Here is an 18898-nt window from a genome sequence, read left to right on the forward strand (position 1 = left end):
GACGCACTTCATACGTATCGCATGTGCAGGCACTGCCGGCCCGCGTCGTTTGCGCTTATCGCGCATCGCGCGGACGTCTGGGGATTTGTGGACCTCCAGGCACTGTCCATTCGATGCGCCGATCAACCCAAGCTGGCGAGAATGTCCGCATCTGGAGAACAAATGGCTTCGAGTATCTCTGCTTCTTCCTACAATCCCAGCCGCGATGATTTCGCCGCGATGCTGGACGAGTCCTTCACGAAGGGCAACCTGCAGGAAAGCTCTGTCGTCAAGGGCAAGGTTGTTGCGATCGAGAAGGACATGGCCGTCATCGACGTCGGCCTGAAGACCGAAGGCCGCGTGGCGCTGCGCGAATTCGCCGGGCCCGGCCGTGACAGTGAATTGAAAGTCGGCGACGAGGTCGAAGTGTTCCTCGATCGTATCGAGAACGCACTCGGCGAAGCGGTGCTGTCGCGCGACAAGGCGCGTCGCGAAGAGAGCTGGGGCAAGCTCGAGAAGGCGTTCCAGAACAACGAAAAGGTCAACGGCGTCATCTTCAACCAGGTCAAGGGCGGCTTCACCGTCGACCTCGACGGTGCCGTGGCCTTCCTGCCGCGCTCGCAGGTCGACATCCGTCCGATCCGCGACGTCGCGCCGCTGATGAACAACTCGCAGCCGTTCCAGATCCTCAAGATGGACCGTCGCCGCGGCAACATCGTCGTGTCGCGCCGGACCGTGCTGGAAGAGACCCGCGCCGAGCAGCGCCAGGAGCTGGTGCAGAACCTCGAAGAGGGTCAGGTCATCGACGGCGTCGTCAAGAACATCACCGATTACGGTGCGTTCGTCGACCTCGGCGGCATCGACGGCCTGCTGCACGTCACCGACATCGCCTGGCGCCGTGTCAACCATCCGACCGAGGTGCTCAGCATCGGTCAGACGGTCAAGGTCAAGATCATCAAGATCAACCACGAGACGCACCGCATCTCGCTGGGCATGAAGCAGCTCTTGGACGATCCGTGGCAGGGCATCGAGGCCAAGTACCCGCTGCAGGCCCGCTTCCACGGCCGCGTCACCAACATCACCGACTACGGTGCGTTCGTCGAGCTCGAGCCGGGCATCGAAGGCCTGATCCACGTCTCCGAGATGTCGTGGACCAAGAAGAACATGCACCCCGGCAAGATCGTGTCGACCTCGCAGGAGGTCGAAGTGCAGGTGCTCGAGGTCGACAGCGTCAAGCGCCGCATCTCGCTCGGTCTCAAGCAGACCATGCGCAATCCGTGGGAGGTCTTCGTCGAGAAGCATCCGACGGGTTCGGTGGTCGAGGGCGAGGTCAAGAACAAGACCGAGTTCGGCTTGTTCCTGGGTCTCGAAGGCGACGTCGACGGCATGGTCCATCTGTCGGATCTCGACTGGAAGCTGCCGGGCGAGCAGGTCATCGACAACTACAAGAAGGGCGACATGGTCAAGGCCGTGGTGCTCGACGTCGACGTGGAGAAGGAGCGCATCTCGCTCGGCATCAAGCAGCTCGAAGGCGATCCCTTCGCCGAGCCGGGCGATGTCAAGAAGGGCGCGGTCGTCACTTGCGAGGTGCTCGACGTCAAGGACGGCGGCATCGACGTCAAGATCACCGGCACCGACTTCACCACCTTCATCAAGCGCTCCGAGCTGGCGCGCGATCGCAACGACCAGCGCACCGAGCGGTTCGCCGTCGGTGAGAAGGTCGATGCCCGCGTGATCCAGTTCGACAAGAAGGCCCGCAAGGTGCAGGTGTCGATCAAGGCGCTGGAAGTCGCGGAAGAGAAGGAAGCCATCGCGCAGTACGGCTCGTCCGATTCGGGCGCCACGCTGGGCGACATTCTCGGCACCGCGCTCAAGAACCGCGACTCGAAGTAAGTCTTCGCGTCCTGCGATCAGATCAAAGCCCCGGCGCAAGCCGGGGCTTTTTTGTTCCGGCGAGGCAAGGACGCGCGTGCCGGCCGCGCGGATCCGGCCTCGCCGCAAGCCTTCCTTTCTTCAAATTGCGCCGCGATTGATGTAATCGGATAACGAGATATTCAGGCTGCGGATGCAAAACGCGCCGAGACTTCCAGGAGCTGCCCATGTCGCTTGATTCGGATGTGATCGTCGATCGCCGCAGGCTGCGCCGCAAGCTGACGTTCTGGCGCGTCGTCGCGGTGCTGATCGCGATTGCGGCTCTGTCCGCCATCGGTCTCGCCATGTCGCCGCGCGGCCGCACCGTGCTCTCGACCTCCGGCTCGATCGCCCGCGTCAATATCGAGGGCCTGATCCGCAGCGACCATGAGCGCGTCGAGGCGCTGGAGCGGCTCGAAAACTCCTCGGCCGAAGCCGTCATCGTTCACATCAATTCGCCGGGCGGCACCACCGCCGGCTCCGAGCAGCTCTACGATTCGCTGGTCCGGCTGAAGGCGAAGAAGCCGCTGGTCGTCGTCGTGGAAGGCCTCGCGGCGTCCGGCGGCTACATCGGCGCGATCGCTGCCGACCACATCGTCGCGCAGCAGAGTTCGCTGGTCGGCTCGATCGGCGTGCTGTTTCAATATCCCAATGTCGGCGAGCTGTTGAAGACGGTCGGCGTGAAGATCGAGGAGGTCAAATCCTCGCCGCTGAAGGCCGCCCCCAACGGCTACGAGCCGACCAGCCCGGAAGCGCGTGCGGCGCTCGACGCCCTGGTCAAGGATTCCTATGCCTGGTTCCGCGGACTGGTGAAGGACCGCCGCGCCATGAACGATGAGCAGTTGGATAAGGTGGCTGATGGCCGCGTCTTCACCGGCAGGCAGGCGATCGAGCTGAAGCTGATCGACGAACTCGGCGACGAGAAGACCGCGGTCGCTTGGCTCGTCGCCAACAAGAACGTCAAGAAGGACCTTCCGGTGCGCGACTACAAGCTCACGCCGCGGTTCGGCGATCTCACCTTCCTGCGAACGGCCACCTCGATCGCGCTCGACGCCGTCGGCCTCTCCGGAATCGCCCGCCAGATCGAGCGCACCGGCGTGGTCCAGGCGGTGGACCGGATCGGTCTCGACGGCATGCTCGCGCTCTGGACGCCCGCGCCGGGCAATTGAACCCGCAAAGACCATTCCCAGGGCAATCTTCCCGCTTCGCGTGTGCCGTGGCGAGACCCCGTACCGGGCCTCGCACCCCGATTCACGGCCGCGATGAATGATTTAGCGTCTTGACAGTCCAGCATATTTTCACGGAAATGGGACTTGTCTCCCCGGGTACATTTTCTCGATGATCAAATCCGAGCTTGTTCAGCGTATCGCCGAGCACAACCCGCATCTCTACCAGCGGGATGTCGAGAACATCGTCAATGCGATCCTCGATGAGATCGTCGCGGCGCTCGCCCGCGGTGACCGCGTCGAGTTGCGCGGCTTCGGCGCCTTCTCGGTCAAGCATCGGCCGGCCCGCGCCGGGCGCAACCCACGGACCGGAGCTCATGTCCCGGTGGACCAGAAAAGTGTCCCGTTCTTCAAAACGGGCAAGGAAATGCGCGAGCGGCTGAACCGGGACAATCCCGCCGGCGCCGCGGCTGACGACGCCGACGATTGAAGCATCTCGCGCCGGCCGTGCTAATCGTCTGCGGCTGATCTCGAGGCGAATCCGGCCTGACTGACACGAGCGAGCGCATGCGAAAATTCTTCACTGTCGTGGTCGTCCTTCCGCTGCTGGTGCTGTTCGTCATCTTCGCGGTCGCCAATCGGCATTTCGTTACCGTATCGTTTGATCCCTTCAACGCGACTGATCCGGCGCTCTCGGCGTCGGTCCCGCTGTTCGCCTTGATCATCGCCGTCGCGATCCTGGGCGTGATCGCGGGTGGCTGTGCCACCTGGATCGGCCAGCGCCGCTGGCGGCGGGCCGCGCGCCGCCATCAGGCCGATGCCGAAGCGGCCCGCGCGCAGGTGGCGCAGTTGAGCGCCGCGGCGCGTGCAAAACAGGGCTCTGCGCAATCTCTGGTTCCAGCTGCGCCGGCGCGGCTTTTCGCCCCTTATGGGCAAGACAAGCAGGGCGTCGCGTTGTAGAAGGCGCGAAAGCTCGGCGGCCCTGGAAGCCGCCGGCTTCTGGTGATCCTTTCCGCCCGGACGTGCGTTGTTCATTGATGTCCCTGCTCGTCAAAATCTGCGGCCTGACCACGCCCGACACCCTCGCTGCGGCGCTCGACGCGGGCGCCGACATGGTGGGCTTCGTGTTCTTTCCGCCGTCCCCACGCCATGTCGGCCTGACGGCCGCGCGTGAGCTGGGTCGTGACGTCAGGGGGCGCGCGCTCAAGGTGGCGCTGACCGTCGATGCCGACGACGCGATGATCGAAAACATCGTCGAGACGCTGCGGCCTGATCTCCTGCAGCTGCATGGCCGCGAAAGCATCGCGCGCGTCCGCGACCTCAAGCAGCGCTTCGGCCTACCCATCATGAAGGCCATTCCGGTCGCGACCGACGCCGATCTCGCGCCGTTGGCGGGCTATGCCGACGTGTGCGACCGCATCCTGTTCGATGCGCGGGCGCCCAAGGATGCGACCCGTCCCGGCGGCCTCGGTGCCACCTTCGATTGGCGTCTGCTACAGGGCGTGAAGCTCGATCGCCCGTTCATGGTCTCCGGCGGTCTGAGCGCCGACAACGTCGCGGAGGCCGTGCGGATCACCCGCGCGGGCGGCGTCGACGTGTCATCTGGCGTCGAACGGGCGCCGGGTGTGAAGGATTGCGACATGATCCGGGATTTCATTCGCGCGGCGCGGGCCGCTGAAGAGTTGAGCGTTCAATGACGACAGCCATTCCCAATTCCTACCGCAGCGGTCCGGATGACCGCGGTCACTTCGGCATCTTCGGCGGCCGCTTCGTCGCCGAAACCCTGATGCCGCTGATCCTCGATCTGGAAAAGGCCTATGCGGAGGCCAAGGCGGATCCGGCATTCCATGCCGAGATGAACGGCTACCTGAAGAACTATGTCGGCCGGCCCTCGCCGCTGTATTACGCTGAGCGCCTGACCGAGCATCTCGGCGGCGCCAAGATCTACTTCAAGCGCGAGGAGCTGAACCACACCGGCTCGCACAAGGTCAACAACGTGCTTGGCCAGATCATGGTCGCGCGCCGCATGGGCAAGAAGCGCATCATCGCCGAGACCGGTGCCGGCCAGCACGGCGTTGCGACCGCCACGCTGTGCGCGCGTTTCGGGCTCGATTGCGTCGTCTACATGGGCGCGGTCGACGTCGAGCGGCAGCAGCCGAACGTGATCCGCATGGAGATGCTCGGCGCCAAGGTGGTGCCCGTGCAGTCCGGCGCCAAGACCCTGAAGGATGCGATGAACGAGGCGTTGCGTGACTGGGTCACCAACGTCCACAACACGTTCTACTGCATCGGCACGGTCGCCGGTCCGCACCCCTATCCGATGATGGTGCGCGACTTCCAGTCGGTGATCGGCAACGAGACCCGCACGCAGATGCAAGAGGCTGAGGGCCGGCTCCCGGACTCGCTGATCGCGTGCATCGGCGGCGGCTCCAATGCGATGGGCCTGTTCCATCCGTTCCTCGATGATCCCTCGGTCGAGATCTATGGCGTGGAAGCGGCGGGCCATGGCCTGACGCATCTGCACGCCGCCTCGATCGCCGGCGGCCGCCCCGGCGTGCTGCACGGCAACCGCACCTATCTGCTCATGGACGAGGACGGGCAGATCGAGGAGGCGCATTCGATCTCGGCCGGTCTCGATTATCCCGGCATCGGGCCGGAGCATTCCTGGCTGCACGAGGTCGGTCGCGTGAACTATTTGTCGGCGACCGATGAGGAGGCGCTGGCGGCGTTCCAGCTGCTGTCGCGGCTCGAGGGCATCATTCCGGCGCTGGAGCCCGCGCACGCGATCGCCAAGGTGATGGAGCTCGCGCCGAAGAAGTCGAAGGACCATCTGATGGTGGTCAACATGTCCGGCCGCGGCGACAAGGACGTGCCGCAGGTGGGCGACATCTTGCGAGGAAGGGCGAAGGCATCGTGACCAGCCGGATGGATGCGCGCTTCGCGCAATTGAAGCAAGAAGGCCGCTCGGCGTTCGTCACCTTCGTGATGTCAGGCGACCCTGATCCTGAAACCTCGCTCGCGATCGTCAAGTCGCTGCCGCAGGCTGGCGCTGACATCATCGAGATCGGCATGCCGTTCACCGATCCGATGGCCGATGGCCCGTCGATCCAGGCGGCGGGTCTGCGCGCGCTCAAGGCCGGCATGACCTTGAGGAAGACGCTGCAGCTCGTGCGCAGCTTCCGCGAGGGCGACGCGGCGACGCCGATCGTGCTGATGGGCTACTACAACCCGATCTACATCTACGGCGTCGACAAGTTCCTCGATGATGCGAAGAGCGCCGGCGTCGACGGCCTGATCATCGTCGACCTGCCACCGGAGGAAGACAGCGAGCTGTGCATTCCCGCGCTGAAGGCGGGGCTGAATTTCATCCGGCTGGCGACGCCGACGACCGATGACAAGCGGCTGCCGGCGGTGCTCGCGAACACCTCGGGCTTCGTCTACTACGTCTCGATCACCGGCATCACCGGCGCGGCGGCGGCGGATTCGTCCGCCGTCGGTGCCGCCGTGGCCCGGATCAAGCGGCATACGGCGCTGCCTGTCTGCGTCGGCTTCGGCATCCGGACACCGGAGACCGCCCGCGCCATCGCCGCCCATGCCGACGGTGCCGTGGTCGGCACCGCCCTGGTCGACGCGCTCCGCGCCAGCCTGGACGCCGAGGGCCGCGCGACCGCCAAGACCGTGAGCGCCGTCGCCGATCTGGCCGCTGCGCTGGCAAGGGGCGTGCACGGGGCGCAACAGGCCGCGGAATAGGCCGTCAACCACTATTCGACCGGGCGTCGCGGCCGTCTTGCCGTGACCCCGCCGTCCCGCCATATATCCGGGCGACCGCAACACGGAGCGACACATGAACTGGCTTACCAACGTGGTCCGGCCGAAGATCCGCAACATCCTGCGCCGTGAGACGCCGGAGAACCTCTGGATCAAGTGTCCGGATTCCGGACAGCTCGTGTTCTACAAGGACGTCGAGGCCAACCAGTTCGTCATTCCGGGCTCCAATTACCACATGCGCATGGGCGCCGTGGCGCGGCTGAAGTCGATGTTCGACAACGAGACCTGGTTCGACGTCGCGCTGCCCGAGGTCACACCCGACCCGCTGAAATTCCGTGACGAGCGCCGCTATGCCGACCGCATCAAGGATGCGCGGGCGCGGACCGGCATGAACGATGCGGTGAAGGTCGGCTTCGGCAAGCTGGAAGGCATGGGCGTCGTCATCGCCGTGCAGGATTTCGATTTCATGGGCGGTTCGCTCGGCATGGCCGCGGGTGAAGCCATCGTGCGCGGGCTCGAACTCGCGGTCGAGAAGAAGTCGCCGTTCATCGTATTCGCGGCCTCCGGTGGCGCGCGCATGCAGGAAGGCATCCTGTCCCTGATGCAGATGCCGCGCACGACCGTGGCCGTGCAGATGCTGCGAGAGGCCAAGCTGCCCTACATCGTCGTGCAGACCAATCCGACCACCGGCGGCGTCACCGCGTCCTACGCGATGCTCGGCGACGTCCACATTGCCGAGCCCGGCGCGCTGATCGGGTTCGCCGGCGCCCGGGTGATCGAGCAGACCATTCGCGAGAAGCTGCCCGAAGGTTTCCAGCGCGCTGAATACCTGCTCGACCACGGCATGGTCGACATGGTCGTGCACCGTCATGACCTGCGCCCGACGCTGGCGCGGCTGTGCCGATTGCTGACCAAGGCGCCGGCCGTTGAACACGCCAAGCCCGCGCCGCAGCTGCCGCCGCCTGCCAAGCCCGCCGAAACCGCGGAAGCGCCGGCGGTCGCAACGAGCGCGTGAACGATTCTGCCGCCCAGCCAAGACCGTCGCTCGACGAGCTGATCACGCGGCTTTCTGTGTTGCATTCGAGCCGGATCTCGCTCGGGCTGGAGCGCATGCACCGGCTGCTGGCGCAGCTCGGTCATCCCGAGCGCAAGCTGCCACCGGTCATCCATGTCGCGGGCACCAACGGCAAGGGCTCCACGGTCGCATATTTGCGCGCGATGCTCGAGGCCGCGGGGCTGCGCGTCCACGTCTTCACCTCGCCCTGGCTGGTGCGCATCAACGAGAGCTATCGGCTCGGCCAGGTCGGCGGTGGCGTCCTGGTCGAGGACGATGAGCTGATCTCCGCGCTCTTGGAGTGCGAGCGGGTCAACGCCGGCGCGCCGATCACCTTCTTCGAGGTCAAGACCGTCGCGGCCTTCGTGCTGTTCGAAAGGCATCCAGCCGATGTGGTGCTGCTCGAAGTCGGTCTCGGTGGCCGGCTCGATTCCACCAATGTTGTCGAGCAGGTCGCGGCCTCCGTGCTGACGCCGATCAGCATGGACCACATGGAGTTCCTCGGCGACACCCGCGCGCTGATCGCGGCCGAGAAGGCCGCCATCATCAAGCGCGGCTGCCCGGTGATCTCGGCGGCGCAGGAGCCCGATGCCATGGCCGTGATCGAGCGCGAGGCCAGGCGCCAGCGCGCGCCGCTGTTTGCGGCCGGTGAGAGCTGGCACGTCAATGTCGAGCGCAACCGGCTGGTCTATCAGGACGATCGCGGTCTCCTCGATCTTCCGGCACCCAAACTGTTCGGCCGGCATCAGTTCGACAATGCGGGCCTGGCGATCGCGACCTTGCGGGCGGTCGATCATTTCAAGCTCACCACCAAGGCGTTCGAGGACGGCATCGTCGGCGCCGAATGGCCGGCGCGCATGCAGCGGCTGTCGAACGGCGCGCTCACCGCGATCGCGCCGCGAGGCGCGGAGATCTGGCTCGACGGCGGCCACAACGCCGAGGGCGGTCGCGTCGTCGCGGCCGCGATCGGCGACCTCGAGGAGCGCGTGTCGCGGCAGCTCGTCGTCATCGTCGGCATGATGGGCAACAAGGATGCCGCGGGCTTCCTGGCCAACTTCGCCGGCCTGACGCGCCACATCATCGTCGTGCCGATTCCGAACGAGAGCAAGGCGATGGCACCGGCTGATCTGGCCGCCGCCGCCCGCACGCTCGGCATGCGGGTCGAGATCGCCGATGGCGTCGCGTCGGCGCTCGCCGGCATCGCGCGGCTTGCCTATGAGGTCCCGCCGCGTATCCTGATCACGGGGTCGCTCTATCTCGCGGGCCACGTGCTCGACCTCAACGGCACGCCGCCGACCTGAGGGGAATAGCGCATGCGCTTTGCCGCGATCGCAGACGTCCACGGCAACCACCTCGCGCTCGAAGCCGTGCTGGCCGACATCCGCGCGCAAGGCGTCGATGACATTGTCAATCTCGGTGATATGGCGAGCGGCCCGCTCGATGCGCGCAAGACGATGGACTTGCTGATGCCGCTCGATGCCGTCCATGTGCGCGGCAATCACGACCGCTGGCTGATCGATCGGCCGCCGGAGAGGATGGGCGCCTGGGAGCGGCCGGCTTATGCGCAGCTCGTAGCTAAGCATCTCGACTGGCTCGGCACGATCCCGCCGACGGGCATCTATCGCGACGAGGTCTTCCTTTGTCACGCCACGCCTGAGGACGATAACGTCTACTGGCTCGAGAGCGTCGCGCCGGATGGCGCGGTCACATGCGCGCCGCTCGATGCAATCGAGACAACGGCCGAGGGCATCCCGCAGTCACTGATCCTCTGTGGCCATACCCACACCGCGCGCGCGGTGCGGCTTCGCGACGGGCGGCTGATCGTCAATCCCGGTAGCGTGGGCAGCCCCGGCTATTCCTACTCCGTACCGCATCCGCATGTGATGGAAGCCGGCACGCCCGACGCCCGCTATGCGATCCTTGAACTTAAGCCCGCAGGCTGGAGCGTGACGTTCCGCCACGTGCCCTATGATCATCAGGCGATGGCCGCGCTGGCCCGCGCCAATGGCGATGCCGAATTCGCCTCGGCTCTCGCGACCGGCTGGATCCGCTGACCTCACGCGAGCAGTTTCAAGGGATCGGCGACCTTCTGCTTGAGCTGCTCGAACGTGCACTGCTTCGGCGATTTGTCAGGGCGCCAGCGCAGGATCGAGGTGCCGTGGCGAAAGCGCTCGCCGGAGAAATGGTCGTAGCAGACCTCGATCACCAGCTTCGGCTTCAGCGGACACCATTCCGCCGAGCGCTCGGTCGACCACCGGCTCGGCCCGCCCGGCGCATTGCCGGTGAAGCCGGGCGGCGAGATCAGTGGCTCGAGCCTGTCGGTCAGTGCGGGCTTCTCGTCCTTCTTGAGCGCGGAGGTGAAGCCGACGTGATGCAGCAGACCGTCATCGTCGTAGAGCCCGAGTAGCAGCGAGCCGACCAGCTTGCGTCCGTTCGCGCCCCTGTTGGTGGCGTAGCGGAAGCCGCCGATGACGCAATCGGCTGAGCGATAGCGCTTGATCTTCTGCATGCCGTCGCGGTTGCCGGCCTGGTAGGGCAGGTCGGTCCGCTTGGCGATCACCCCGTCCGAGCCGCCGCCGGAATGCGCCAGCCAGTCTTGCGCGGTCGCGAAGCGCGTCGTCGCCGGCGACAGCCGGAACGTCGGATGATCCGCGAAGTTCGCTTTCGCGAATGCTTCCAGCGCCGGCCGCCGCTCGTGCAGCGTGTGCGTCACTAGCTCCTTCTTGCCACTCGCCAGCAGATCGAAGGCCAGGAACAGCGCCGGCGTCTCCACCGATAGCCTCTTCACCCGGCTGGCGGCGGGATGAATCCGCTGCAGCAATGCATCGAACGAGAACGACTTCGCCTGCGGCACCACCAGCTCGCCGTCGAGGATGAAGCTCGTCGCCTCGAGCTCGCGCGCCGCGGCGACGACCTCGGGGAAGTAGCGCGCGAGGTCCTCGCCGGCCTTCGACTGCATCGTCACCGTTGCGCCGTCGCGCGTCAGCAGACAACGGAAGCCGTCCCATTTTGGTTCGTATTGCCAGTCCTCGCCGCGCGGGATCGCATCCACCGAGCGCGCCTCCATGGCCAGCAGGCCGGATTTGCGGGAGGGCGAGCGATCGGCGCGGGCGGGCATGGCGACATCCGAAAACGCTGAATCACACCCCTCAACGCAAACGGCCGGCGATTCCGCCGGCCGTTCGACAAAAATCATTGTTCCGCAAGCGTCACACCGCCGACGAGATCCACTGCTGCAGCTTCGCCTTCGGCGCGGCGCCGACCTGGCGCGAGGCCATCTCGCCGCCCTTGAACACCATCAGGGTGGGGATCGACATCACGCCGTACTTCGAGGCCGTCTTCGGGCTCTCGTCGACGTTCAGCTTGACGATCTTGACCTTGTCGCCCATCGCGCTCGAGATCTCGTCGAGGGCGGGCGCGATCATGCGGCACGGGCCGCACCACTCGGCCCAGAAGTCGACCACGACCGGGCCGTCGGCCTTGAGCACTTCGCTTTCGAAATCGGCGTCGGAAACCTTGCCAACGGCCATGGAAATTACCTCGTTCGGTTGGAGGGAGCGGCACGGACGGGCCGCCTCAGCGTGGACGTCAAAGTAGGAATGGCGTGATCCCGGGTCAAGCGGGCTCACTCAGACGTGCTGGGATGGCAGCATGGCGTCCAGCGCGGAGGCGGGAAGCTCCACGAATTCAGCGGCTTCGGTCCAGAGCAGCGCGGCGCGGACGACGCGGCCGGGGTACAATTGGCCAAGCACTGCGCGGTACAGCGCGAGCTGCCGGACATAGGCCGGGGGCACGTCGGCGAGTCCCGAGGGCGGCTGCTGGTTGGTCTTGAAGTCGACGATCAGCACCTCGGTCCCGGTGACCACCAGTCGGTCGATCTGGCCGGAGACCAGTGCCGGAGGCTGGCCGGCCAGTGCGAGGCGGCCCACGATCGAGACTTCCGCCCGGCTCCCGGCCGCGAACACCGCGGCAAAGCGCGGGTCTTCGACCACGGCGAGCACGCGTTCCGCAAGCCCCACGCGCTCGTCCTCCGGCCAGTCGGCGGCGTTGCGAATCAAATATCGCAGCGCGGCATCGCGCCGCCGCTCCGGCGCCACGTCGGGCAGCGACTGCAGCAGGCGATGCACCAGCGTGCCGCGCTGCATCGCGAGGCTGCGCGCCGCCAGCGATTCGCCCGTGCGCACCGGCCGCTCGTCGGCGGATGGATCGGACGGCCGGAGCACAGCGACCTCGCCGGGCGCCTCCACCGCCGCCGTGCGCAGCCACGCCGGCAGTTCGACGGCCGTCTCGACCATGGGCCGCGTTTTGTCAGCAGCGGTTTCCGCGATGTCCTCGGCCCGCGCATAGCGCTTGACCGGCCCGTCCTCGGTTTCGATCACCTCGACCTGCAGGCCGGCGGCGTCCAATCCGCGCGCCATCAGATCGTACCAGCTGCCGCCGCGGACGTTGTTCATGTTGCCCGGCATGCAGCCGCCGATGATCAGCCGATCCGCGGCGCGGGTCATCGCGACATAGAGCAGCCGGCGATACTCGTCCTCGGTCTCCTTGAGCATCGCCACGCGTGCCGCCGCGACGGGCTGCGGATCGTCGGCCTTGCGCCCGGCCCAGACCACGATCTCCTGCTCGCCATGCGGCACGTGGATCAGCCGCAGCCGCTGCGAATCCGCCGGCGACGAGGTGGTGTCGACCAGGAAGACGACGGACGCCTCGAGGCCCTTGGCGCCATGCACGGTCATCACCCTGATCTCGTCGCGCGAGATCTCCATGTCGCGCTTCACCTCGGTGTCGGCGGCGCGCAGCCAGGCGACGAAGCCCTGCAGCGAGGCCGGCGCCTTGCGCTCGTAGGACAGCGCGAGCTCGAGGAACTCGTCGAGCGCATCATTGGCCTCGTGGCCGAGCCGCGCCAGGATGCGGCGCCGGCCGCCATCGCCGCCGAGCAGCCAGGCATAGAAGGCGAATGGCGTGTCCTCCGCGGCGCGGCGCTCGCATTGTTGCAAGCGCCGTACGACCGCCTGCAGCCGCGCGTCGTCAGCGGCGTGCGCCGTCAGTGCGTCGCGTAGCGAGCCGCGACGCTGCCACGCCAGCTTGAACAGATCGTCGTCGTCGAGCCCGAACAGCGGGCTCTTCAGCGCGGTCGCCAGCGCCAGATCGTCCTGCGGCAGCAGCAGCGCGTCGGCGAGGTTCATCAGGTCGATGATCGCGATGTGCTCGGTCAGCTTCAGCCGGTCGGCGCCGGCCACGGGGATGCCCGCGTGCTTGAGCGCCTGGATGACAGCATCGAAGGCGTTGCCGCGCCGGCGCACCAGGATCAGCATGTCGCCATAGCTCAGCCGCCGCCGCGCGCCGTCATGGCCGGTCATCGTGCCCGTCTGGATCAGCCGCTTGATCTCTGCCTGGATGCGCCTGGAAAGCTTCACCTCGGGGCTGGTGACGGAGACGCCGTCGAACGGCGCGCGCCAGCCCTCGATCTCCTTGCGGTCGTCGCGTTCGCACAGGCTCCAGAGCTCGACCATGCTCGGTCCGGCATCGGTCAGCGCGTTGTGGATGGGATGGCCGATGTCAGGCGAGTGGATGCTGCTGTAGACGTCGCGCTCGCGGAACACGTGGTCGACCGCGTGCAGCACCGTCGGCCCGGAGCGGAACGAATAGGTGAACGACACCGGATCGAACAGCAGCCCGGCGTCGGCGAAGCGCTTCTGCAACTGGCGCCTGCGCGCATCGAACTCGTGCGGGTCGGCGCCCTGGAACGAGAAGATCGACTGCTTCTCGTCGCCGACCGCGAAGATCGTGCGCGTGAGTCCGTCGCGCGCCCCGGCGCCGGCGGTGAACTCTTCGATGATGTGGGCGACGATGTCCCATTGCCGTGGGCTCGTGTCCTGCGCCTCGTCGATCAGCACGTGATCGACGCCGCGGTCGAGCTTGTAGTGCACCCAGCCGGCGGAGACGCGGTTCAGCATCGCCAGCGTCTTGTCGATCAGGTCGTCATAGTCGAGCAGGCCGCGCTCTTCTTTTTCGCGGCGATAGTTCGCGGCGGCGGCGGTCGCGATCTGCAACAGCGCCTCGGTGCGGTCGCGCACGACCGCCGCGCGGCGCTTTTCGATCAGGCGATCGAGCCGGCGCGCCTCCGATTCGAACAGGCCGGCGATGCCGGGATTGGCGTCGGCGAACTTCTTGGTCAGCAGGGACTTCCGCGGCTCCTTGTCCTCGGTCAGGAATACGCGGAGATATTCATCGACCTGATCGGCACCCGAGAACGCCAGTGCGGCGCGGAGTTGCTCCGCCTGCTTCTGGTCGGTCTTGGCGCCGCCGTCGAGCCGCGCGGCGATATCGGTCCAATCCCTCAGTGGCAGATTGGGGCCGTCGACGATGTCGCGCTCGATGGCTTCCAGCGTCTCGCCGGCGCTGATGCCGAGCACCTCGCCGAGATGTTGCGCGGCAACCTCGACGCGGCCGGCGCCATCGGTCCAGGCCATGAAGTGATCGCGGCTCAAACAGGCCTCGCGGACGACGTCCTTGAAGGTCGAATCCGCCGCATTGGCCATCGCCACCTGCAGCGCGCGGCCGACCGCGCTGTCGGGCGCCCGCGCGGCGTCGAGCAGCACCTTGAGATTGGCGCGCTCCATCATCTCGGTCTGGTCGCGCTCGTCGAGCACCGAGAACCGCGCCGGCACGTTGGCTTCGAACGGGAACTGCTGCAGCAGCCGCGTGCACAGCGCGTGAATGGTCTGCACCTTCAATCCGCCCGGCGTCTCCAGCGCGCTGGCGAACAGTTTTCGCGCCGAGGCCCGCAGCTTCTTGTCGGGATTGGGAATGCCGGTGGACTGGATCGCGCTGTCAAGCGCGTCGTCGTCGAGCGTCACCCAATGGCCGAGCGTCGAGAACACGCGCTCGGCCATATTGGCGGCCGCGGCCTTGGTGAAGGTGATGCAGAGGATCTTCTCCGGCGGCACGCCGTCGAGCAGCAGCCGGATCACGCGCTGGACCAGCACATGCGTCTTGCCCGAGCCGGCATTGGCCGACACGAACGCGGAGGCAGCCGGGTTCGATGCGCGCGTCTGCGCCTCGCGCACGGCCTGCGGAATGGGGCGGGGCGCCTTCACCATTCCTCCACCCCCAGGCCGCCGGCCGCCGACCATTCCTTGATACGGGCGAGATCGTCATAGCTACCGTAGCGGTTCGCCCACATCGACAGGTTCAGCGAGGTGTAGCCTTGATTGACGTCCTCGAAGCTGCGGATCAATGCCTCGAGCTTTTCGCGCGCCTCCTGCGCGGCCTGGTCCGGATGTTGCGGCGGGTCGCTCTTGTTGATCTTCAGCTCGAGAATGCGCTCTTCGCCCGGCGGGTTGTTGCCGGACAAGCGGACATAGACGAGCTGGCTGATCAGGCTGCCGGCGGGAATGCCGTCGAAGCCGCCTTCGCGCAGGATCGCGGCTTCGAGTGTGAGCTGCGGCGACAGCCCCATGCGCACCTGCTTGGCCGTCGGCGGCTGGCCAGTCTTGTAGTCGAGAATGGCGTAGGTGCCCTCGGCACGCTGTTCGATGCGGTCGGCGCGCGCCGACAGGATGAAGGTGCGGCCCTGATCCAAGGGAATGCCGATCTCGCCGCGGATCTCCGCGGTGATCGCGCCGATCTGCGCGCGCCGCGCGGTCTCCCACGCCGCGAACCAGCCGGCGATGCGCTGGAAACGCGGCCACCACAGTGCCCGCGCCTCGGGCCGCTCCATCAGCGGCGCAAAGTGCTTCTCGCCGATCACGCGCAGCGCATGCGCCGGATGCAGCGGCAGGGCATCAGCATAGGTCTGCGTGAATTCGCCGATCGCTTCGTGAATCGCCGAGCCGCGATCGGCGGCCGACAGCGGCATGTCGACGGGATCGAGCGGATCGAGCCGCAGGATGTAGCGCGCGAAGATGGTGTAGGGATCGCGCAGCCAGTCCTCGATGGCGGTCACCGACATGCGCAGCGGCCGCGCTGCCAGCGGCGGCTTCGGCGCCGGCTGTTCGACCGGCTTCACCGCGGCGGGCTGGTCGAGCACCTCGGCATAGCGGACGTAAGTCTCGCCGCGCGCGGTCGCCGCCTTCCAGCGCTCGGCGCCGGCGACGGCTTCGAGACGGTGCAGGAAGCGCGAGGCCACGGCCGGCGCGCCACCCGATTTTGCGGCGTGCGTCAGGATCACCTCGGGCGCGCCGAGCAGTTGTGCGAAATCGTGTGCCGATAGTCCGATGCGGCGCTCGGGCAAGTCGAGGCCGAGTTGATGCCGCATCGGGCGGCTGAGCCAGGGATCGATGCGCGGCGCCGGCGGCCATATGCCCTCGATCAGGCCGCCGACGATCATGCGGTCGGCCTGCATCAGTCGCGCTTCGAGCGGACCGTAGATCTGCAGCTGCGCACCGTGGCGCTCGGGCCGGCGCACCGCGCGATCGGAGAAGGCGGTATGGAACAGATCCGGATAGTCCGACAGCGGCGCCATCAGGCCGCAACGCTCGCCGGACGCGAGCAGGTCGTCGAAGCAGCGCGCCAGCGCCGCGCCGTCGCGATCGGTGAACGCGGTGCTGAGACCGACATCGTCTGTCGAGAGTGCGATCAACACCTCACGATGCCGCGCGGCGAGCTCGGCGAAATCCTGCGGGCGCGGCGAGGCAAGGTTTTCCAGCGGCGCCAGGGCCGTCTGCAATTGCGCGATCAGCGCGCCGGCGCGGTCGAGCTGCTCGGGACTGAGACGCGCGCGCGGCTCGGCCTTGTGCAGCGATGATGCTTCGCCCTGGTGCAGCTTGGTGTGCTCGTCGCGGAAGCGCGCGAAGTCGCGCGCGAGCCCGCTGCTTCCGGCTTGTGGCCGCGTGCCGCGCAGCACCGCGAGCTCCAGCGTCTCGATGGCACTCTTCCAGCCATTCGCGGCGCGGCCGAGCCGGCACAGCGGATGCTTGAGCAGCGCCAGCAAAGTCGGCGGCTCCAGTCCGCGCGCGGCGGCTTCGGCGGCGAGGCGCGCGAAGATGCCGGCCGGCGTCTCCAACAGCGCGTCACCGCCGGAATCGTCAAACGTCAGGTGCCAGCGCGTCAGCGCCGCCATCACGCGGCGCGCCAGCGCGCGGTCCGGCGTCACCAGCGCAGCGGACTTGCCGAGATGGCGCGCCTCGCGCATCGCGATGGCGATCGCCAGCGCCTCCATTTCGGGGTTGGGCGCGGCGACGACGGCGAGATTGTCCATCGCTTCGGCAATGTTGGCGGCGATGTCGAACTGACGCAGGCGCTCGTGCCAGACGGCGGTGGCTTCCGACGGCCGCATCGCTTCTGAGATCAGCACCTCGCGGCCGCCACGGCCGGGTGGTGCGAGGCGGATCACGTCGCGCCGCTCCAGGCCGAAGCGCTTGAGCAGCAGGTGCATGGCATATTGCGGATGATTGACCGCGGGCGGCGTCAACACGCGGCCGGCGCGGTCCTTGGCACCGCCGATCGAATTCCACGCGGCTTCGTCGAGATCGGTGTCGAGCCCAGGCAGCACCACCGCGCCATGCGGCAGCTTGGCGACGGCGAGCAGGAATTTTGCCGTCGCCGGCATCGAGCCGGTGGAGCCTGCGGCAATGACGGGACCATCGGGATGCGCCGACAGCCGCGCCGCTTCGGCCGCGATCAGCAGATCGCGCCGCGCCGCCGGCTCGATGCGTTCGATCTCCTGCAGATAGGCCGGCCACGCCGTCCGCGCGATGCGCAGGAACTCGAGCGAATACTGCCAGTATTTGTCGAGCTGATCCGGCACCAGCGCATCGAGCGCATCCCACGACACGCCGCGCGTCACCATGTCGTCGATCAGCCGCGCGAGGTCGCCGGCCAGCGCAAGCGTCGAGGCGGGCCCGCCGATCACGAGCGGCGCCGACACCGGCGTCTTGGCCCAGGCCGCGACCAGCCGCGCCAGCGTGAGCCGGCGCTGCAGGTCGTCGAGTCGTTCCGGAATCTCCAGCGGCGCCGGCCCGAGGAACGCGTCGCGGTCCTCCGCGAAGGCGAGCTCGTCCTCGTCGATATCGCCGAGCGCGACCAGGCGCGGCAGCACCGCGGCATCGGTCTTCAGCTCGTCGAGGAACATCTCGCGCGCCACCCGCAGGGAGCGCCGCGTCGGTAGATACAGCGTCGCGGTCGCGAGCCGGGCGGGATCGCTGCGTGCCTCGAAGCCGTCGACCAGCCGGCCGTCGACCAGCGCGGCGATCACGCTGCGCAGGAACGGCGCCGAGATGGGAACGGTGAAGACGCGCATGGCCTGCGATTCGGGTTGCTGTGCCGTCTATATAGGGAGCGATCGGGCGGAGGTCATATCCGGGGTGTGGACGGGTGTTGATAGGTGCGTGACCTTTGTCCCTGTGCTGGAGGACGCCGTGCGCCTGAGCCCCAGCTGCAGCCACGCTCTCCGCCATCGCCCGGCTCAACCGGGCGATCCGGTCCTCCGAGGCGGTTCAGCTTGATTCGAGAGGCCGCGGCGTCCTGGATCGCCCGCTTTCGCGGGCGATGGCAGCTGACTACGGAGCGCGAGTTGCCCACCCCCATCGTCATTGCGAGCGCAGCGAAGCAATCCAGGCCGCCTCTGCAGTGGGACTTCGCTGCTCGCAATGACGGAGACAAACATCCTCATTCCCGCAACGCTTCTCGCGCCCGAGTGATGCAAATCGTTCGCCCTCATCCGAAGCAAGGGCGCAGGGAAGGCCGGGCCTCGGCTGAGGCCCGTGGCCCCCGTGCGTGAAAGAGTGCACGGGGCAGGAACCACAGGTTCAGCCGGAACGACCCGGCCTTCCCTGCGCGACGGTGTTACGGCTTATACGTCCTCTCCTCGGTGTGCCGGCTTGTAGCCACCGTCGCCCGCGCGCAGCGTCAGCAGCGGCGCGAGCTTGGCATCAGCGTCGGGATGCCGGGACCTTACGATTTCGCCGTCCTGCCCGAACCGTTCGTCCGCGCACCCGAAAGCACGCTGCAATCCTGACAGGCCATCGCATCCCGCGCTCAACGTCCGTGACGACCGCGATACGCCCCTCGCAACGAG

Annotated in this window: 14 protein-coding genes; 10 read left to right on the plus strand and 4 right to left on the minus strand. The window is 67.1% G+C overall.

Annotation, left to right across the window (positions count from 1 at the left end):
* Window positions 1-162: 162 nt before the first annotated feature.
* The 10 genes from rpsA to ACQR0U_RS01505 all read left to right on the plus strand — a co-directional run bounded on the left by rpsA (window position 163) and on the right by ACQR0U_RS01505 (window position 9932).
* Window positions 163-1872, plus strand: a complete 1710-nt coding sequence (gene rpsA / locus ACQR0U_RS01460) for a 30S ribosomal protein S1 (protein WP_316193805.1) — start codon at window positions 163-165, stop codon at window positions 1870-1872.
* 206 nt (window positions 1873-2078) lie between these two features.
* Window positions 2079-3059, plus strand: a complete 981-nt coding sequence (gene sppA / locus ACQR0U_RS01465; protein WP_316203436.1) for a signal peptide peptidase SppA — start codon at window positions 2079-2081, stop codon at window positions 3057-3059.
* Window positions 3060-3228: 169 nt separating this feature from the next.
* Entirely contained in the window at window positions 3229-3546 is a 318-nt protein-coding gene (locus ACQR0U_RS01470) for an integration host factor subunit beta (protein WP_315716888.1), read from the plus strand.
* Window positions 3547-3623: 77 nt separating this feature from the next.
* Window positions 3624-4016: a lipopolysaccharide assembly protein LapA domain-containing protein gene (locus ACQR0U_RS01475; protein WP_316203437.1), complete on the plus strand. Its 393-nt coding sequence runs from the start codon at window positions 3624-3626 to the stop codon at window positions 4014-4016.
* Window positions 4017-4093: 77 nt separating this feature from the next.
* Window positions 4094-4753, plus strand: a complete 660-nt coding sequence (locus ACQR0U_RS01480) for a phosphoribosylanthranilate isomerase (protein ID WP_316170024.1) — start codon at window positions 4094-4096, stop codon at window positions 4751-4753.
* Window positions 4750-5973 (plus strand): tryptophan synthase subunit beta, encoded by a 1224-nt coding sequence (gene trpB / locus ACQR0U_RS01485; protein WP_315716891.1) that lies wholly within the window; start codon window positions 4750-4752, stop codon window positions 5971-5973. Before ACQR0U_RS01480 ends, trpB begins: the two co-directional genes overlap by 4 nt.
* Entirely contained in the window at window positions 5970-6806 is an 837-nt protein-coding gene (trpA, locus tag ACQR0U_RS01490) for a tryptophan synthase subunit alpha (RefSeq protein ID WP_316186517.1), read from the plus strand. The genes trpB and trpA overlap by 4 nt, the downstream gene beginning before the upstream one ends.
* Before the next feature lie 94 nt (window positions 6807-6900).
* The gene (accD, locus tag ACQR0U_RS01495; RefSeq protein ID WP_315716893.1) at window positions 6901-7839 is read left to right on the plus strand and encodes an acetyl-CoA carboxylase, carboxyltransferase subunit beta; all 939 of its coding nucleotides are present in this window, start codon (window positions 6901-6903) and stop codon (window positions 7837-7839) included.
* Window positions 7836-9179, plus strand: a complete 1344-nt coding sequence (locus tag ACQR0U_RS01500; protein WP_434872067.1) for a bifunctional folylpolyglutamate synthase/dihydrofolate synthase — start codon at window positions 7836-7838, stop codon at window positions 9177-9179. The genes accD and ACQR0U_RS01500 overlap by 4 nt, the downstream gene beginning before the upstream one ends.
* Before the next feature lie 12 nt (window positions 9180-9191).
* Window positions 9192-9932 carry a metallophosphoesterase family protein gene (locus tag ACQR0U_RS01505; protein ID WP_434842488.1) on the plus strand — a complete coding sequence of 247 codons (741 nt, stop codon included), beginning with the start codon at window positions 9192-9194 and terminating at the stop codon, window positions 9930-9932.
* Window positions 9933-9934: 2 nt separating this feature from the next.
* On the opposite strand, the gene ACQR0U_RS01510 is transcribed toward ACQR0U_RS01505, so the two are convergent.
* From ACQR0U_RS01510 to addB, 4 genes are all read right to left on the minus strand, one after another.
* Entirely contained in the window at window positions 9935-10945 is a 1011-nt protein-coding gene (locus ACQR0U_RS01510; protein ID WP_434842704.1) for an ATP-dependent DNA ligase, read from the minus strand.
* A 142-nt stretch (window positions 10946-11087) separates the two neighbouring features.
* Window positions 11088-11408 carry a thioredoxin gene (gene trxA / locus ACQR0U_RS01515; RefSeq protein ID WP_015663255.1) on the minus strand — a complete coding sequence of 107 codons (321 nt, stop codon included), beginning with the start codon at window positions 11406-11408 and terminating at the stop codon, window positions 11088-11090.
* 99 nt (window positions 11409-11507) lie between these two features.
* Window positions 11508-14981: a double-strand break repair helicase AddA gene (gene addA / locus ACQR0U_RS01520; protein WP_434842489.1), complete on the minus strand. Its 3474-nt coding sequence runs from the start codon at window positions 14979-14981 to the stop codon at window positions 11508-11510.
* Window positions 14975-18121, minus strand: coding sequence for a double-strand break repair protein AddB (addB, locus tag ACQR0U_RS01525; RefSeq protein WP_315716897.1), 3147 nt, complete (start codon window positions 18119-18121; stop codon window positions 14975-14977). Before addB ends, addA begins: the two co-directional genes overlap by 7 nt.
* Window positions 18122-18898: the final 777 nt, after the last annotated feature.

Origin of the sequence: Bradyrhizobium sp. HKCCYLRH3097, assembly GCF_051167875.1 — a bacterium.
GTDB lineage: Bacteria > Pseudomonadota > Alphaproteobacteria > Rhizobiales > Xanthobacteraceae > Bradyrhizobium.